Genomic DNA, 15494 nt, shown 5'->3' with positions numbered 1-15494 from the left:
CTCTCCGTATGGTCGTTGTCGATCATGCGTGAGCGAGGGGTGTTCGAGTGCGCCGGGCGATGAGCTTGCGTGAGATCCGCGAGGAGCTGCTGGCCGACGCGGACGATTCCGCAGGCGAGGTGTTGCACGCCGCGGTGGAGTTGTGCCGGTCTCGCATGCGGGTGGAGGACGCGGATCTGGGTGACGCCTTGTCGTCGGGGAGTTGGCGACTTCGCCGGGTGCGGATCGGCGGTTTCCGGGGCGCTGCCAACGGTTCGTCCACTCCCCCGCTGGAGTGGGCGTTGCCTGCGGCGTCGGATGTGGTGATCGTGCACGCGCCGAACGGTGCCGGGAAGTCGACGGTCGCGGATGCGCTGCGGGTGACGTTGCACGGCGGCACCCGGTTCTGCCCGTCGTTCGTGACGGAGGACTTACGCAAGCAGGTCCCGGTGCATCGGGACGCCCAACGCGCTCGGGTCGACGTCGGTTTGGAGAACGACACCGGCCACCGCCTGGATCTGCGCTGGGATTCGCATGCGGGCGGGGAGTCGTGCACGGCGTCGTGGTCGATTCCGGGCACTACCGAGCCGGAGCGGTTGTCGGTGGGCGGTTTGTGGCGCGAGACGGTGTCGGCGCACCGCCCGGTGATCAGCTACGCGGAGCTGGATCATGAGCTGCGCGACGCCGGGCGGTTGAGCGGTTTTTTCACGCAGTCGTTGGGTTTGGGCGAGTTCTGGGCGCAGCTGCACACCATCACGGCCGCGGAGTCGGCGCGGGCGGATGAGGCGGCGGCGGAGTGGGAGCGGCTGCGGGCGCGGGCGGCCGTGGAGTTGGACAACGTGGATCTGCTGCTGGCCGATCAGTATCCGGGCACCGAGCCGCCGGAATCCTTGTCACCGCCCACGGATGTGGCCACCGTGCCGGAATGGTTCGCCCGGTTCTTCCCGGACATGCCGTCCGACGGCCGCCTTCCCGAGGGGTCGGCGGCGGCTCCGCGTAACCAGGTCGAGCCGGAGCTGATCACCCGGTTGTCGCAGGTGGCGGACGACGCGACGCTGGCGTTGCGGGATTACCGCCGTTTGTGCACGTCGGTGGCGGATTCGTCGTTCGCCGGTGGCGCGCTGGACGCGGTGCGGCATCTGCTGGATATGACCTCCAGCGGTGGCCACGATGCGGCGTGCCCGGTGTGCTCGTCGCCGTCGCGGGGCTGGCGCGAGGTGGCCGAGGAGTCGGTGCGCCGTTCCCGCGCGATCGACGAGGAGTTCAAGGTGGTCCGCCACCACTTCGCCGAGTTGCGGGCGATCTTGGCCGATGAGGTGCTGCCGCACGCTCGGGCGATGGGCGAGTCCGAGTTCGTGCGTGCGTTGGCGCCGTTGCGTTCGTCGCGTCCGTTGGGCGGCGATCAGGACGCGCTCTGGCACGCCTTGGCCGCGGTGCTCGACGCGCCGGGCCTGGTGGACCGGTTGCGGGAGTTCCTGCGGTGGCTGGTGGCCGAGAAGGACGACGTGTCGGCGTATTGGCATGACGAGCGGTTCCGGGTGTGCGCGCCGCTGCTGCGTTTCTACCGGCGCGCCGGGTATTCGACGTTGCGGCGGGATTCGTGGCGGCGGGCGCTGGCCCAGTTGGAGTCGACGTATCAGCGGGTGCGGGACGAGCGGGTGCGGGCGTTGGAGCACGCGGTGGAGCCGCCGATGCGGGCGTTTTTCGCGGATGCGGGTTTCGACCGGTTCGGCATCGAGTTGTCCGGCGGGTTGGCGTCGGCGGAGCGCGCGGCGTTGCGGTTGGCCTTATCGGGCCGCGAGGTCACGACGGGTTCGTTGTCGGTGGGCCAGTTCAACGCGCTGGTGCTGGCGATGTTGTTCGGCACGGGCGCGGCGGGGCCGTTCGGCTTCCTGGTGCTGGACGATCCGGTGCACGCGTTCGACGACATGCGGATCGCCGCGTTGTGCGAGCAGGTACGGGAGCAGTCCGGCCAGGGCCGCCAGGTCGTGGTGTTCACCCATGACGACCGGGTGGTGACGCGCCTGCGTGAGGAGCATTCGGCGGCGACGACGATGCGGCTGGAGCGCGACGAGCGCGACGAGTTGTCGATCACCGATGTGACGCATCCGTGGCAGGCGCTGGTGGGTCATGCGGATGAGCTGCTGACGGCGAACACCCGCACCGCCCGGGACGGGCAGTCGACCGCTGGCCCGTTGTCGGAGCAGGCGGTGGTGTTGCTGGCACTGGGTTTCTGCCGCCAGGCGGTGGACGCGGCGCTGCTGGAGGTCGCATACGGCTGGACGCGGGGTGATCCGGCGGCTCGGGAAGACTTCCACGCCATCCACACGACGAGCCGGTCGATCGAGTGGGCGTTGGGCCGGGCTCCGGTGAACGGCCCGCAGTACGCGGCGTTGCAGGCGTTCAAGCGGACGGGGTGTTTGAAGAACCTCAACGCCGCCGGGCACGGCAACCTGCCTGAGCTGACGGGTGTGTCGCTGGATCAGGCCAAGTCCCGGTGCCGTCAGGTCATGGATTTCTGCGCGGACTTCACCGGTGAGCCCGCGCCGCCGAGGGACGAAGCCGAGTGAGCGGCGGCGAGCTCGCGCGGATCTGGGCGGAGCTGCGGGAGAGCGGAATGGATCCGCTGCTGACGAAGTTGTCGCAGGTCCTGTTGCTGCGCACCCGGATCGAGCGGGTGGTGGAGCGCATTCCCCGGGAGCATGTCGCCAGCGGCGGGAAGAGCAACGTCCCGGTGCGGTTGTGGGCGGTGGCGGTGGCCGCCGAGCCGGAGCGCCGCGCGGAGGCGTTGACCGTGGTGCGGGCGACGCGGCGGATTTACCGGCAGACCAGCGATTTCCTGCACGCGCGTTCGGCGTCGGTGGCGCCGTCCGACGCCGAACTGGCCGCGTGGCACGAGACGCTCACCGCGCTCGAAGCACTGCTGCCGGAGTCAGGACCGTAGTTTCTGCCGCAGGTCAACGAGGTTCCTGGCCTGCCGCCCGCAGTCCTCGCAAGTCGGATCCAGCCAGTCCACTTCGGATGGTTCGACGAGTACGTCGCTGAGTCCGCACAACGCGCTGCGCTCGTCACCTTCCCGAGGTGGCCGGTCCGGGCTGAACGCGTGCCGCTCGCCGCGCATCGGCCGCCAGTACACGACGAGACCTGAACTTCCTCCGAGCACGACGCATCACCTCTCAATTCACCGGGATGAGCAAGGGATAGCGGCGACCCCGGCCCCGGCCAGGTGGGGGAGGGGGTCGGTTCCGGGGCCGCCGCCGACAGTGACTCAGAGTGGGCTATCGTCACCGTCTGAGACGATCATAGGTCACCGCTAGGTAATTACCTAGAGGTGTAATTCGATCGTGTGGGCTCGTGATTTCTGACCTGGGCATTCGACCGAAGCGCTGGGAGTACTGACATGGCACCGACCTCGCCCACCGTCGCCGCGTGGGCACTGGGGCTTCGCTTGCGCGAGAAGCGAACCGAAGCCGGGCTGAGCGGCGGCAAAGCAGCCGAGCGCATCGGCACAGCCGCCGCGTACCTCTCGGATGTGGAGCACGGGAAGAAGACCGTCGCCGCCGACCGGCTGGACAAGATGATCGCGGCGTACGACTTCAACGACGACGAGGCCGACGAACTCCGCGCCCTACGCGAGGACGCCACCGGACGCGGCTGGTGGACGAAGTACTCAGCCCTGTTCAGCGAAGACCTGCTCCGCTTCTTCGGGTTCGAGCACGGCGCGGAGAGCATCTGTTCCTACGAAGGCGGAGTCGTGCACGGCATGCTCCAGACCGAGGCCTACGCGCAAGCGATCATCGAAGCGGGGCAAGCAAATCTCCGCATGGCCGAGGTCGAGCGCCGGGTCCATAGCCGGATGCTTCGACGTTCCCGCCTCGGCGGCGATGACCCGCTCCGCCTGACCGCGATCATGAGTGAAGCGGTCCTCCAGCAAGCAGTCGGCGGAGTCGATGTGCTGCGAGACCAGCTGAATCACCTCGTCGACGTGATCGACAAGCACTCAGAATCCGTACAACTGCACATCATTCCGTTCGACGCCGGAGGCCATCCTGCGCTCGGGGCATCGACCTTCCACCTGATGACGTTCCCAAGTGCACGGCTGCCAACCCTGCTGTGGCAGGAGTCCGTTACTTCGACGCAGCTCATCATGGACGGCTTGACCGCCCGCGAGTACCAGCTCGCATTCCATGAAGCAGCCAAGCTCAGCCTGAGCAGGGAGGATTCCCTCCGCTTGATCAAATCATCGGCGGGTCTGCTTTAGCGCACAGCTAGAGTGAAAACATGAGCATTGCCCGCGTTCGAGCACTGAGCGAAGCCCGCTGGCGTAAGTCCAGCCGCAGCAGCAGCAACTCTTACTGCGTCGAGGTCGCCGTGGCGACCGAGGTGGTCAGGGTGCGGGACACGAAGGACCGCACCGCCGGCACCCTCACCTTCCCCCGCCGGCACTGGACGAACTTCCTCACCACCCTGCGCTCGGACCACTGACGCGTCGCTCTCGATTGGCGGTGCTGTCGGTGGTTCGTGCGACCGTGGTCGCCAGCACGTCATGACACGATGGATCCGGATTGTCGGCCAGGGGGTGACGAGGTGAGCACGATGTTCGACGACCCGGCGGCGGAGTCGGCGGCACCGGTGTGGGACGAGGCCGAGCGGGCCGCCCTGGTCGCGCTGCTGCGGGAACGACCGGACGGCTTGTCCTGGCCGGAACTCACCGCCGAGGTCAGCGGCGAAGGCAGCGCCCGAGCCGTGTGGGAAAGGCTGGTGCCCGGTGACCTGTTCGGCGCGGAGTCGGCGACGCTGACTCAGGCAGCCTCGGACGTGGCGGCGTGGCGCGGTGCCGACTTCGAGTTCCTGACCTTCCTCGACGAGGCTTACCCGGTGCAGCTCCGCGAGGTGCACGAGATGCCACCGGTGTTGTTCGCCCGCGGCACGCTGCGGCCCGCGGACCCGGGGATCTGTGTGGTCGGATCCCGGTCGGCTTCGGAACACGGGCGGCGGGTTGCGGGCGTCATCGCGCGGAACCTGGCTCAGCGCGACATCACCGTCGTCTCCGGCCTAGCCAAGGGAATCGACACCGCCGCACACACGGCCGCTCTCGAAGCGGGCGGCAGAACAGTCGCCTGCATCGGCACCGGCATCACCGGGCACTACCCAGCCGAGAACCGCGAACTGCAAGAACGCATCGCCCAGGACGGCTTGGTGCTCTCCCAGTTCTGGCCGGACGCGCCGCCGCGACCGCAGAACTTCCCGATGCGCAACGCCATCATGTCCGGCTACGGACGAGCCACCGTCATCGTCGAAGCAGGCGAAAAGAGCGGCGCCCGAATCCAAGCCCGGCGGGCCGTGGAGCACGGCCGCTCGGTCATCCTCATCGACAAGGTCGTCGAAACCAACACCTGGGCGAAAGCACTCGTGGACCGCCCCGGCGTCCACGTCGCCACCAGCACCCGCGAAGTCATGGACCTGGCCGAAAACCTGCTCCACCCAAAAATCCCCACCGACGACCTCCTGAGCAGGTTCATGGCCATGCGAGGTGAACAGGACCATCGCCACTGAATACTTCACAGAGCTCGCAGCTAGAGCCGGTGCAGGTTTTCTACGCAACACACTGCGCAAGAACGGCTTAACTTGCAATACTTGCACAGTGCCGGTTGAGCCTCACTATCCAATATGCTACAAGTGCAAACAGACTAGGGATATTGCAGGTCAAATCGGCGCGAATATCGCCAACCTTGTAGTTCCATTGTCCTATGCCATCGATGGAACTCAATCAGGCCACCTGATGTACAGCTACAAGACCATGGCCGCCACTAGAGCAGGAATTGAGCAACTAAAACTCCTGTGCCAGATTGGCCTAGTAATGCATTGGCCTTGTATTCAAAGCATCGTTGGGCGACCAATTACAGCGTGGACCACCGTCCCTTCCACTCGGACTCGTGGATCAACTGACCACCTCAGGTCGATAGCGCAGCCAGCTATAAACGAGTTGCTAATTCACCACAAGGCGACAGGCCAATCGGCCGACTTGACCGAACTTCGCCTAGTCACCGGCCCAGGGTTTCAAGAGAAGCCAAGGAAACTCATTCCGGAGATGTGGCTGCCATCTTTCGACACAGACTTCTCCGGTCATCATGTGCTGCTCGTGGAAGACACTTGGGTAACCGGAGGAAATGCGCAGAGTACTGCGGCATCTCTCCGATCGAATGGAGCACAAGCTGTCACCGTACTTACTTTGACCCGCTGGCTCAACCCGAAAACAAAACTCGTCTCAGAATTCATTTCTAGCAACCTTTCGCATCGAGATTACAACCTATTTTCCTGCCCTGCAACAGCAAGCGATTGTCATCTGGAAATTCTTAACCACTCGATCTGAACAGCGGGCCATCCCGTGAATTCGTTGTTAAGAAATCAGGACCGGGCCGCGAGACGCTGGCTGAAGCGCTCGTGCGCCCGAGTCATGTCCTTCTCCCGATCCACCCCGGTGAACGGCAGCTCGTACCGCCCGAGGTCGGCCCGCGCCCCGCGCTTCTCGTAGTCCTTCAGCACGTCATTCGGCACCTGCCGCCCATTGGCGTCGAACCGCATCGCCTTCTCATACTTCCGCAACACCCCGAACTGCGTGCGGTAAATCGTGCACAACTCCTCAGCGGTGATCTCCAACATGATCGCCGCCAACGCATCAATCTCCACCAACGCCTGCCGCCGATCAAAATCAACCCGCAACGGCGTACTCATCTCCCACTCCGGACCCACATCCCCCAACGCCGGCCGGTTAGTGAGATCGTGAGTCCACTCATCTTGCCGCCACTGCTCATCGAACAGATCACACCAGAGCGGTTCATAATATCGCGTTAGACAGTTTAGCCGAAGCGAGCGAAGGAGCATCTCCTGCTCCAAAATAAATCCACTCCGATGCGGCAAGCGAGAGACGACATCAACTTTCAAGTTTGTCTTCCCGCTCACTTTTACGAGAAAATCCAGAGGGATCGATGCCCACAACCCTGCCGCAATAGCCAAATCCCTTATTGGAGCATTTAACGCGAAAACACTAAAGAGGTGCGTTGGCCCAGGAGGAATCAGTGTTGCATGGAGGGTTCGCGACATCGACGAATCGGCCATCGCCCTCCATGCTAGACGCCAATAATCACTAGAAGGAGCGCCACCCCAATGGGGGTACTCCGCAAAGTATTGATCCGAAGATACAGAACGTTGGTAGCTCGACCGAGGAATCGACCACTCCTCAATTTCTTCCAAGTCCCACTCATCGTAGTCTCCCGCACTCCGCATCGATTCCCTGGGCTGCTTAGCCAACGGCGTAGCGACAGTAAAATGCGGACCTTGCAAAATCAGATCATCTATCTTTTCAACCACTTCAGACTTTCGAACAAAGTAACCCGCACGTCGATCAACGTCTTCCTCCCAGCCGCGCGTCCAGTTAAACCCCAGATCGCCAAATCGTGACGCGCGAGCGAGTTTATCGAGAACAACTTGGCTAGCTTCATTCACAGACCTAGCCATACGTGCCTCTTCGGGAGGAGTTCCTGGCTCATCAAGAAGGCCGGACCAACCCTTCAAAACAGAAACTCCCACCCTCACAATTCGACCACGATGAGGAGTGGTGTCGATATCCCCAAGATCGTCATGAGTTCCCGGTTCTACACCAGATCCATCATGCAGCTCGGACCTCTCCACAGTCTCCGGAGAATACACCGATGACATATTCAGGAAATCAACTGGCCCGCTTCTCCCATAGATGGAGACTCCGAAATTTACCTTATGACCAATCTCCTCGAAGAGATGCAGGGCGTTTCGAAAATGCCAATGTCGCCGCAAACGTCGATACGTCGCCGCACGCAAACGCCCAGCTCGAACCTCAGTAAAGTGCGTTTCAGGATGCACCAAACCAGATATTCCGGATATTTTCATTAATGCCCACGTCTGCCCCATGAAACATCTGTATAGATCTGCTTGACCAGAAAGCAATGGCCAGTCGACATCACTATTCAGATATGAGTTCAATCCCGCATTGTAGGACCGCTCATCGAGGTAGTCGCTTACGTATCCGCTACTGACTGCCCGTTCCCTCCGGCCACGCCTAACGTCGACATCCGCTCGTTCATTGAAAGTGAACCACGGATCGGCTTCTGCCAGGATCGCGTCATCATCCCACTTCGGCTGAACCCATGGCGGATTCCCCACCTGCAAGTCGAACCCGCCGTGCATGAAGATCCCTGCGAAGTCGAGTTCCCAGTGGAAGAAGCCCTCACGCTCTGCGATCTCCGTGCAGGTTTTCAGCCACTTGTGCGCTTCCAAGACCTTGCTGATCTCCGTCATGCGGAACCAGACGCGTTGTTCGTGTTCGGCGTCGTCGAGGTCGGCCCACTGGGTGCGGGTGCTGAACAGGCTGCTCTGCGGGGTGTCCTTCTTGCTCTCCGCCTTGTAGGCGACTCCGAGGACGGCTTCCAGGCCGTCTAGCCAGTCGTCCCAATCCGGCGGCTCGACGTCGGTCGTGACCGGCCAGAACCACAGCGCGCACCACGCGTCCATCGCCAGCCGCAGGCGGCGGTAGGAGTTGTTCTGGTCGTTGAGGAACCGTTCGACCTGCTCACGGGTCACGCCGTTGCCGCGTTGAGCCAGGTCCGCTGCTCCCCACACGTCGGCCTGGCGGCTGATCTTCTCCTCGGCGATCTCCAGCCGCTGCGCGGCCAGCGACCACAACGCCTCGACCCGCTCCGCTAAGGCGTACAGCCGTTTCCGCTGCGTCTTGCTCGGTGAGCGGCGGACCTTCTTGCGCCAGTCCTTCAGTTCCTGGGTTTCGGCCGGGGCGAGTTCCTTCGCTTCCCTCGTGTCGGCGACCGCTCCCCAGCCTTGGGCCGGCAACAGGAAGTGGTGCACCTTGCGGGCCTCCAACGCGCCCAGCGGCACGTCACCGCTCAACGCCAGGTCCGCCGGGACCTCCTTCAACCAGGAGAACGTTTTCTCCGGCGGCACCTCGTACACCGCGCGCCGCGCGCCGATCAGCGAATTGCCGCGCTTCAGGTGCAGGCCGAACCACGGGGCGCGCAGGCCGGAGTGCATCGCGTTCAGCCACAGCGACACCTCCGCCAGCTCCCGCGCCGTCGCGTTCAAGTCCACGCCGTAGCACTGGTGCAGGCTCAGATACGCCTTCACCTTCTGCAGCTCCAGCGCGTACTGCTCCGGCGGGATCTCCTCCCCGGCCTCCTGCTGTGCCCGCTTCAAGTACTCCTCGGCGAGCTGGTTCACCGCCTCGATCAGGAACGCGCCCGACCCCAGCGCCGGCTCGCACACCGTCAACTCCAAGATCCGCCGCGCCGGGGTCCGCTGGTCGTCCTGATCCAGCAGCTCCGCCAGCGAATGCTTCACCACGCACCGCGTCAACACCTCCGGCGTGTAGTACGAGGCGCTGCGCTGCCGCTCCCGGCCCGATAATCGGAACACGAACGAACCCCGCTCGTGCCTGCGGTTCACCAGCTCACCCGTCTCCGGGTTCCGCACCTTCACGAACACGCCCGAATCCAGCGCCTCCAGTTCACGCGCCTGATCCGTGGTGACCACCCACGTTCCCTTGCTCGGGTCGCCGCCCTTCGCGACCTCATACAAGTCCTCCGTCGCCAAGAACCCGCTGTAGGACATCAAGCCCTCGTACACCGCGCCCAACTGGTTGATGCCCAGCTGCGCGTACGACACGAAACCCGCGTCCCGGCCCTTGCCCGGCTTCGACAGCAACAACTTCCGCAGCACCAGCTGCAAACACTCGTTGCCCAAGCCGACACCGCGGATCACCTGCCGCTCCGACCCCCATCGTTCGTCCACATCGGACGGTGCGTCGATCAGGCTGATCGCGCCGTCGGCGAACAGATCCGCGCGCAACGCCTCAAAGCGCAGCCCAGCTCCGTCATCGCCCGGCTCGTGGCCCTGGTCGACCAGGCGGAACAACCGGTGCAACGACTCGTACAGGTGGGTGCCCTCCAGCGAACGCGGATCCGTGAGCTCCACCAACGCCAAATCCCGCAACCGGTCCAAGCCGTAGCCGTCGGCGTACTCCGGGGCCTGCGACGGCAAAATGCCCAGCTCCGGGCGTGCCTCCGCGTACAACAAGAACAAGATGCGGTACAGGAACCGCAACGCCTGGCGCTGCAACAACATCGGCAGCGCGGCGTTCTTCGGCAGCCCCTCGGCCACCTCTTCGACCTTCAAACCCGCGCGGCGGCGACGGGCGACGATCTCGTTCGCCACCAACTCCACCGACTCGCGCACACCCTCACGCAAGTCCTTCGACACACCCACCGCGTGCTTCACCGACTCGTCCAGCACGCCATCCCAGCCGCACGAACCATCCGGCCCCGGCACCAGCGCATCCGAACCGACCAGCGCCGCGATCGTCTCCAACTCGCCGGCCACCTTCGCATCGCGGCGCTCCGCGGCCGTCGCCACATCCACCGCGACCCAACGCCCCTCCGGCCACCGCTGCCGCTCCGTCAGCAACAACCAGCCGCCGGCCTGCACCAACACCCAATCCGGGCGCTGCCGCTCCTCCGCCGCGAACAACGCCGAAATCACCCGCGCCGTGCCGTGCTCCGGCTTACCGTCGATCAACGCGGGATCGAGCAACCGGCCCGCGCCCTCCGCGTCCCGCGCCGAATCCGGATGCCAATCCAGCACGTCCTCGACCGTCGCCGCGTCCGCCGCCTCCAACACCACCAAGTGCAGGCCCGACGCGGTGCGCACCGGCACCGCCCGCACCTCCACCTCCGCGCCACGCCGCTGCACCCGCACCGGCTCCGGCACGGAATCGACCGAGCCATCCCCGTCCGACGCGCCACCACCGGAAACGAAACCCAACGCCACCCGCAGCCTGCGATACAGCTCCGGTAACTCGCCCGCACGGCCCTCGCGCGCCGCCGTCAACGACGACACCACCGAACCCGCCACCGCCAGCAGACCACTGCGCGGCGTCGCCACCTTCAGCTCCTCGCGCTCCGCCCACGTCTTGCGCAACGTCCGCACCCGCGCCGGGAACTGCTCCACCAGATAGTGCTCCGAGACGAACTCACCGGACACCACGATCGAATCGAACGAACTCAACGCTGCCCCTCCTCTGCCCGCTCACGCGGAACGACGACCGCCAGCACCCGCACACCCGGCGTGCCGCTCGACCACAACCCCTTAAGCGACACGCGCACACCCTCGCCCACGTCCTCGATGTGGTCGAGTTCCTTCTTGCGCTGCTGCGGTTCCCTGTTCTCGGCACGCTTCCGGCGCTGCGACTCCCACAGCTCCAACTCGCCCTCCGCCTGCCACACCGGGGCGAACAGGACGTCGCTGTGCTTGTCCTCCACCCGCTTCAAATGAGCCCGCATCGCCGCCACACCCTTCGGCACCAGCCACTGCCACTCGTGCGGCTCCAGATCAAAACCCGGATTCACCCCGCGATGACGGACACCCGCCCGCTCCAAGAAATCCAGCGCATCCGACTCGCCGATCGGCCCCGAACTCTCATCGATGAAGCCGAAAGCCCAGTTCGTCGCGCTCACCACCTGGCCGCGGGCGTTCGTCAACGTGCCCTGCACCAACACCGTCGGCAGCTCCGTCTCACCCACGACCAGCGGAACCTGATTCCGGCCGATCCGGGCCAGCGCGCGGTCACACGCCCAATCCAGCACCGGATGCAGCGGCCCCAGGAAATGCGCCTCCGGCCACAACGTGCCCGACTCCTTGCGCTCCTTCGCGCGGTCCAAATACCACTGGCCCGTCTTGCGATTCGTCGCTAGCAACAAGCGCTCCGTCACCTTGCGGTCCGCCAAATACGACTGCGGCAACGCGCGCAACCTGCGCACCAGATCCGGCGGCGGCGTCAACCGCACCCACGACGAATCCTCCGCTTCCTCCCAGCCCACACCGCCCTGCCGGACCGAATCCGCCGGATTCGAGTAGATCTCCCGCAACGCCTCCCGCAGGAACTCCACGTCCTCCGCGAACAAGTGGTGCCCCACGTCGAGCTCCGGGCCGCTCGGCGCCTTCTCGTCACCCCGCGCCAAAATCTGCTCGAAGAAGTCGAGGTCGTCCACGGCGACGTCCGGGATCGCGAGATCCAGCTCCTGATCCCCCAGCAGGACCTTCGCGACCTCGTCCTCCTCCGCCTTCACGCTGTGCTTGCTCATCAGCGAAGCCGCATCGCCCAGCGCCTTGTGCGCCGCGTGCTCCTTGTCCAGCAACCGCGTCAACACCCGCACATCGCCGGAAAAACGCTCATCCGACGCGGTCAACGCCAACGCCGTGATCTGCGGCGGATGATGCTGGCCGTACCGGTCGATGCGGCCGTTGCGCTGCTCGATGCGGATCAAGCTCCACGGGATGTCCGCATGCACCAAGTGGTGGCACTGCGCGTGCAAGTTGACGCCCTCACTGGCCACGTCACCGGCCACCAAGACCCGCAACGGGGAATCGGCCAGCTTGAACTGCTCCACCACCTGCTGCTGCTGAACGTCCGGCAGGCCGCCGTGCAACGTGTCGAACGCCGACTTCGGCATGCCCAGCGCGGCAGGCAGATCGCGCAACAACCGGTTCAACGTCGCCAGCCGCTCGCTGAACAGCACCACCCGGGTGTCCTTCCCAGGTCCGACACCAATCTCGCGCAAATAGTCCACCAGCGCCGCGAACTTCGACTCCCCCTCCTGCTCCACCTCAGCTGCCAGCGCATCCAGCCTCGTCAACGCTTCGGCTTCCGGCCGCGGGCGATTCCTGTTGCGGTTCCTGATGGTCTCGCGCAACGCCGACGCCGAAGACAAGAACGCCTTCGCCAACGTCCACGGGAACAAGCGCTCGCCCCTGCCCTCCATCGGCGACCGCCCCGACTCCGGATACAGCCACGTCGAGGACAACTCCGCGATCACGGCCTCCTCCGCCGCATTCGCCCGCACCGCCAGCACCTTCGGATCCGGGCGCTCCGCCCAGTCATCACCGACCTCCGCCGCGACCTCCTCCGAATGCCGGTGCCGCCGCACGAAAAGGTGCGCGATGTCCTCGACCCGGTACTCGTCCGGATCCTTGATGGCCGTCGGATCGAGCAGGTTCATCAACTCCGCGAACGACTCCTTCTTACCGTTGTGCGGCGTGGCCGAAGCCAAGATCAACGCATCGGTACGCGGAGCCAGCACCCGGGCCAGGCGGTTGTTCAACGTGCCCGAGTTCGTCAAGTTGTGCGACTCGTCGATCACCACCGCGTCCCAGCGGTGATTCTCCAAATGAGCCCGGTACTTCTCCGACTTCAACGTGTCCACCGACACGATCACCTTGCGGAAGAACGTGAACGGATTCCGGCTCGACGGCAACTGCCTGCGCACCCGCTGCAGACCATCGGTGTCCAGCCGCACCAGCGGAATCGCGAACCGCGTCCACAGTTCGTGCTGCATCTGCTCCAGCACATGCCGCGGCGTCACCACCAGCACCCGCTCCGCCCGGCCACGGCGCGCCAGTTCGGACAGCAACATCCCGATCTCGAGCGTCTTTCCGAGACCGACCGCATCTGCGATCAGGATCCGAGTGCGCAGGTTCTCCCCCAACAACGCCTGCGACACCGCCTGGCGCTGATAGTTCAAGTCGTCCAGCAACATCCGGTGCGACACCAGCAACCGATCGTCGTGCAGCGGTGCAGCGGTCTTGCGCAGCACCGCCTCCAGCCACAGCCGAGTGCGGCGGAACTCCGGCGAATCATCACGCACCAACTGCGCCGACTCCGGAGCCAGCGGCCGGACCTCGTCCAGATCCGTGAGGAACGTGGCCTCCGCATCCCGGACCAGCTCCGACACTCCCGTGCAGCGAACCGAGGAAGCGCCCGACGATAAGTGTTCCGCCTGCTTCACCAACCACTGCTCGTCCCTGACCTCCACGATCGAACCAGGCGCGAAACCGTCCGTCTCGGCATGAGCCATCATTCGAACCTCCATTGATCCATCGTGCCGGAGACTCCCGGGCCGTAGCCCCGTTACGTCGCAGGACGTCGCCCGAACGTTTCAACATCGATCCCGGCCCGCACAGGCCGTGATCAACAGTCGGATACGTGATATTCGGCTGCCACCCTGGAGGCATGGGATTCGGCATCGCGCATCGGGAGGAGCCCGCCTACAGCGAGTTCGGGCTGCGGGTGGAGCAGGTCGAGATGGGGATCGGGAGCGGGCCTGCTCTCGTGTTCGTCGTTGACGGGGAAGACCTGTTCGGGCGGACGCTGGGCTTGAGGGGCGTCGGGCGGGACCCGGACTCCCTGCTCGGGCGGTCGAGCCCGCTGCTGCCGACCGAGTGGCCGGAGCAGCCGCGCACCACGGTGCTGTGGCGGTGCAATTGCGGCATCGAGGGCTGCGGATTCGTGAGCGCACGGATCCAGGAAGACCGGTACGGCTGCGACCACGTCGTCTGGAGCGATTTCACGGTGCATTGCTTGGGCGATGTGGAACCGCCCACAGAACTGCGATTCCGCACCATTCAGTACGTCGCGGAAATCGCGCGCCGTCACGCCGACCGAGCTTGGGAATCCGCTGCGCGGCGCACCGCGCGAGAGGTGACCGGGGCGCTCGACGCCGACCCCGGCATCCTCGGCCGGTGGGACTCGCGCCTGGTGCGAGCACAGCCGAACGACCGCACCGGCGAGGTATCCGTGCTGGTCATCGACGGTTCGACCAGCTACATGACGGCTCACGGCAGCACGGACGACGCCGCGACGATCATCGCGCGACTGCGGTCTTCCGACCCCCGCGAAAGCGCCGAGCACACCTTCACAAGATCGCGATGAATCCACTAAGGATTGCCTTGCCAAAATAAGGCAAAGTAAACTTAAGGAAGGTTCGGCGAACATTCCCAAGGGTTGCCTGATGAATTGCGAGGTGTCAATTGGAGCGTATTCTTCGAGTCATGACCACCACCGCTAAGAAGATCCAGCCCCGCGAATCCCGATTCCACCAGCTGCTGCAGGACCAGGTGCGCAACGAGCTCACCGCTTCGCAGCAGTACCTCGCGGTCGCGGTGTGGTTCGACAACGAGGACCTGCCGCGACTGGCCGCGCACTTCTACCGCCAGTCGGTCGAAGAGCGCAACCACGCCATGATGATCGTGCAATACCTGATGGACAACGACATCAAGGTCGCCATCCCGTCCATCGAAGAGGTCCGCAACGACTTCACCGAGACCCGCGAACTCGTCGCCCTCGCGCTGGAGCAGGAACGCGAAGTGACGCAGGAGATCGTGACGCTCGCCAAGGCCGCCCGCGACGAAGGCGACTACCTCGGCGAGCAGTTCCTCCAGTGGTTCCTCAAGGAACAGGTCGAAGAGGTCTCGCAGATGTCGACGCTGCTGGCCGTCGTGGACCGCTCCAACGGGAACCTGTTCGACGTGGAGAACTTCCTCGCCCGCGAATCCGTCGGCGACGAAGGTTCCGACCCGACCGCTCCCCCGGCCGCGGGCGGAGCGCTCTGACACCCGCTCCCACCACGAACGACGGCCCC

Annotated in this window: 11 protein-coding genes; 8 read left to right on the top strand and 3 right to left on the bottom strand. The window is 64.8% G+C overall.

Annotated elements, in window-relative coordinates:
* Window positions 1-59: 59 nt before the first annotated feature.
* Together H2Q94_RS00475 and H2Q94_RS00470 are read left to right on the top strand one after the other, a co-directional pair.
* On the top strand, window positions 60-2549 hold the full coding sequence (locus tag H2Q94_RS00475; protein ID WP_243790805.1) for an ATP-binding protein: 2490 nt from the start codon (window positions 60-62) through the stop codon (window positions 2547-2549).
* Window positions 2546-2923, top strand: coding sequence for a hypothetical protein (locus H2Q94_RS00470; RefSeq protein ID WP_243790803.1), 378 nt, complete (start codon window positions 2546-2548; stop codon window positions 2921-2923). Before H2Q94_RS00475 ends, H2Q94_RS00470 begins: the two co-directional genes overlap by 4 nt.
* Here the strand turns inward: H2Q94_RS00470 and H2Q94_RS00465 are convergent.
* Window positions 2912-3142 carry an HC3 family zinc finger protein gene (locus tag H2Q94_RS00465; RefSeq protein ID WP_243790800.1) on the bottom strand — a complete coding sequence of 77 codons (231 nt, stop codon included), beginning with the start codon at window positions 3140-3142 and terminating at the stop codon, window positions 2912-2914. The genes H2Q94_RS00470 and H2Q94_RS00465 overlap by 12 nt on opposite strands.
* A gap of 237 nt (window positions 3143-3379) precedes the next feature.
* Here H2Q94_RS00465 and H2Q94_RS00460 point away from each other — a divergent pair, with 237 nt between their 5' ends.
* From H2Q94_RS00460 to H2Q94_RS00445, 4 genes are all read left to right on the top strand, one after another.
* Window positions 3380-4240 (top strand): helix-turn-helix domain-containing protein, encoded by an 861-nt coding sequence (locus H2Q94_RS00460; RefSeq protein WP_243790798.1) that lies wholly within the window; start codon window positions 3380-3382, stop codon window positions 4238-4240.
* 20 nt (window positions 4241-4260) lie between these two features.
* On the top strand, window positions 4261-4464 hold the full coding sequence (locus H2Q94_RS00455; protein ID WP_243790796.1) for a DUF397 domain-containing protein: 204 nt from the start codon (window positions 4261-4263) through the stop codon (window positions 4462-4464).
* A 111-nt stretch (window positions 4465-4575) separates the two neighbouring features.
* On the top strand, window positions 4576-5535 hold the full coding sequence (locus H2Q94_RS00450; RefSeq protein ID WP_243796027.1) for a DNA-processing protein DprA: 960 nt from the start codon (window positions 4576-4578) through the stop codon (window positions 5533-5535).
* Complete coding sequence (locus H2Q94_RS00445; protein WP_243790794.1) at window positions 5513-6352, top strand: phosphoribosyltransferase; 840 nt, start codon at window positions 5513-5515, stop codon at window positions 6350-6352. The genes H2Q94_RS00450 and H2Q94_RS00445 overlap by 23 nt, the downstream gene beginning before the upstream one ends.
* Before the next feature lie 35 nt (window positions 6353-6387).
* On the opposite strand, the gene H2Q94_RS00440 is transcribed toward H2Q94_RS00445, so the two are convergent.
* On the bottom strand, window positions 6388-11085 hold the full coding sequence (locus H2Q94_RS00440; protein WP_243790792.1) for an Eco57I restriction-modification methylase domain-containing protein: 4698 nt from the start codon (window positions 11083-11085) through the stop codon (window positions 6388-6390).
* Window positions 11082-13808: an SNF2-related protein gene (locus H2Q94_RS00435; RefSeq protein ID WP_243790790.1), complete on the bottom strand. Its 2727-nt coding sequence runs from the start codon at window positions 13806-13808 to the stop codon at window positions 11082-11084. Before H2Q94_RS00435 ends, H2Q94_RS00440 begins: the two co-directional genes overlap by 4 nt.
* 278 nt (window positions 13809-14086) lie before the next feature.
* On the opposite strand from H2Q94_RS00435, the gene H2Q94_RS00430 reads away from it, so the two are divergent.
* Together H2Q94_RS00430 and H2Q94_RS00425 are read left to right on the top strand one after the other, a co-directional pair.
* Complete coding sequence (locus H2Q94_RS00430; protein ID WP_243790788.1) at window positions 14087-14785, top strand: hypothetical protein; 699 nt, start codon at window positions 14087-14089, stop codon at window positions 14783-14785.
* Between the two features lie 119 nt (window positions 14786-14904).
* Entirely contained in the window at window positions 14905-15465 is a 561-nt protein-coding gene (locus tag H2Q94_RS00425) for a ferritin (protein ID WP_243790786.1), read from the top strand.
* Window positions 15466-15494 lie beyond the last annotated feature (29 nt).

This window comes from Saccharopolyspora gloriosae, from assembly GCF_022828475.1.
GTDB lineage: Bacteria > Actinomycetota > Actinomycetes > Mycobacteriales > Pseudonocardiaceae > Saccharopolyspora_C > Saccharopolyspora_C gloriosae_A.
Note: the sequence above shows the minus strand (reverse complement) of the source record. Positions and strands in the feature narration are given on the sequence as shown.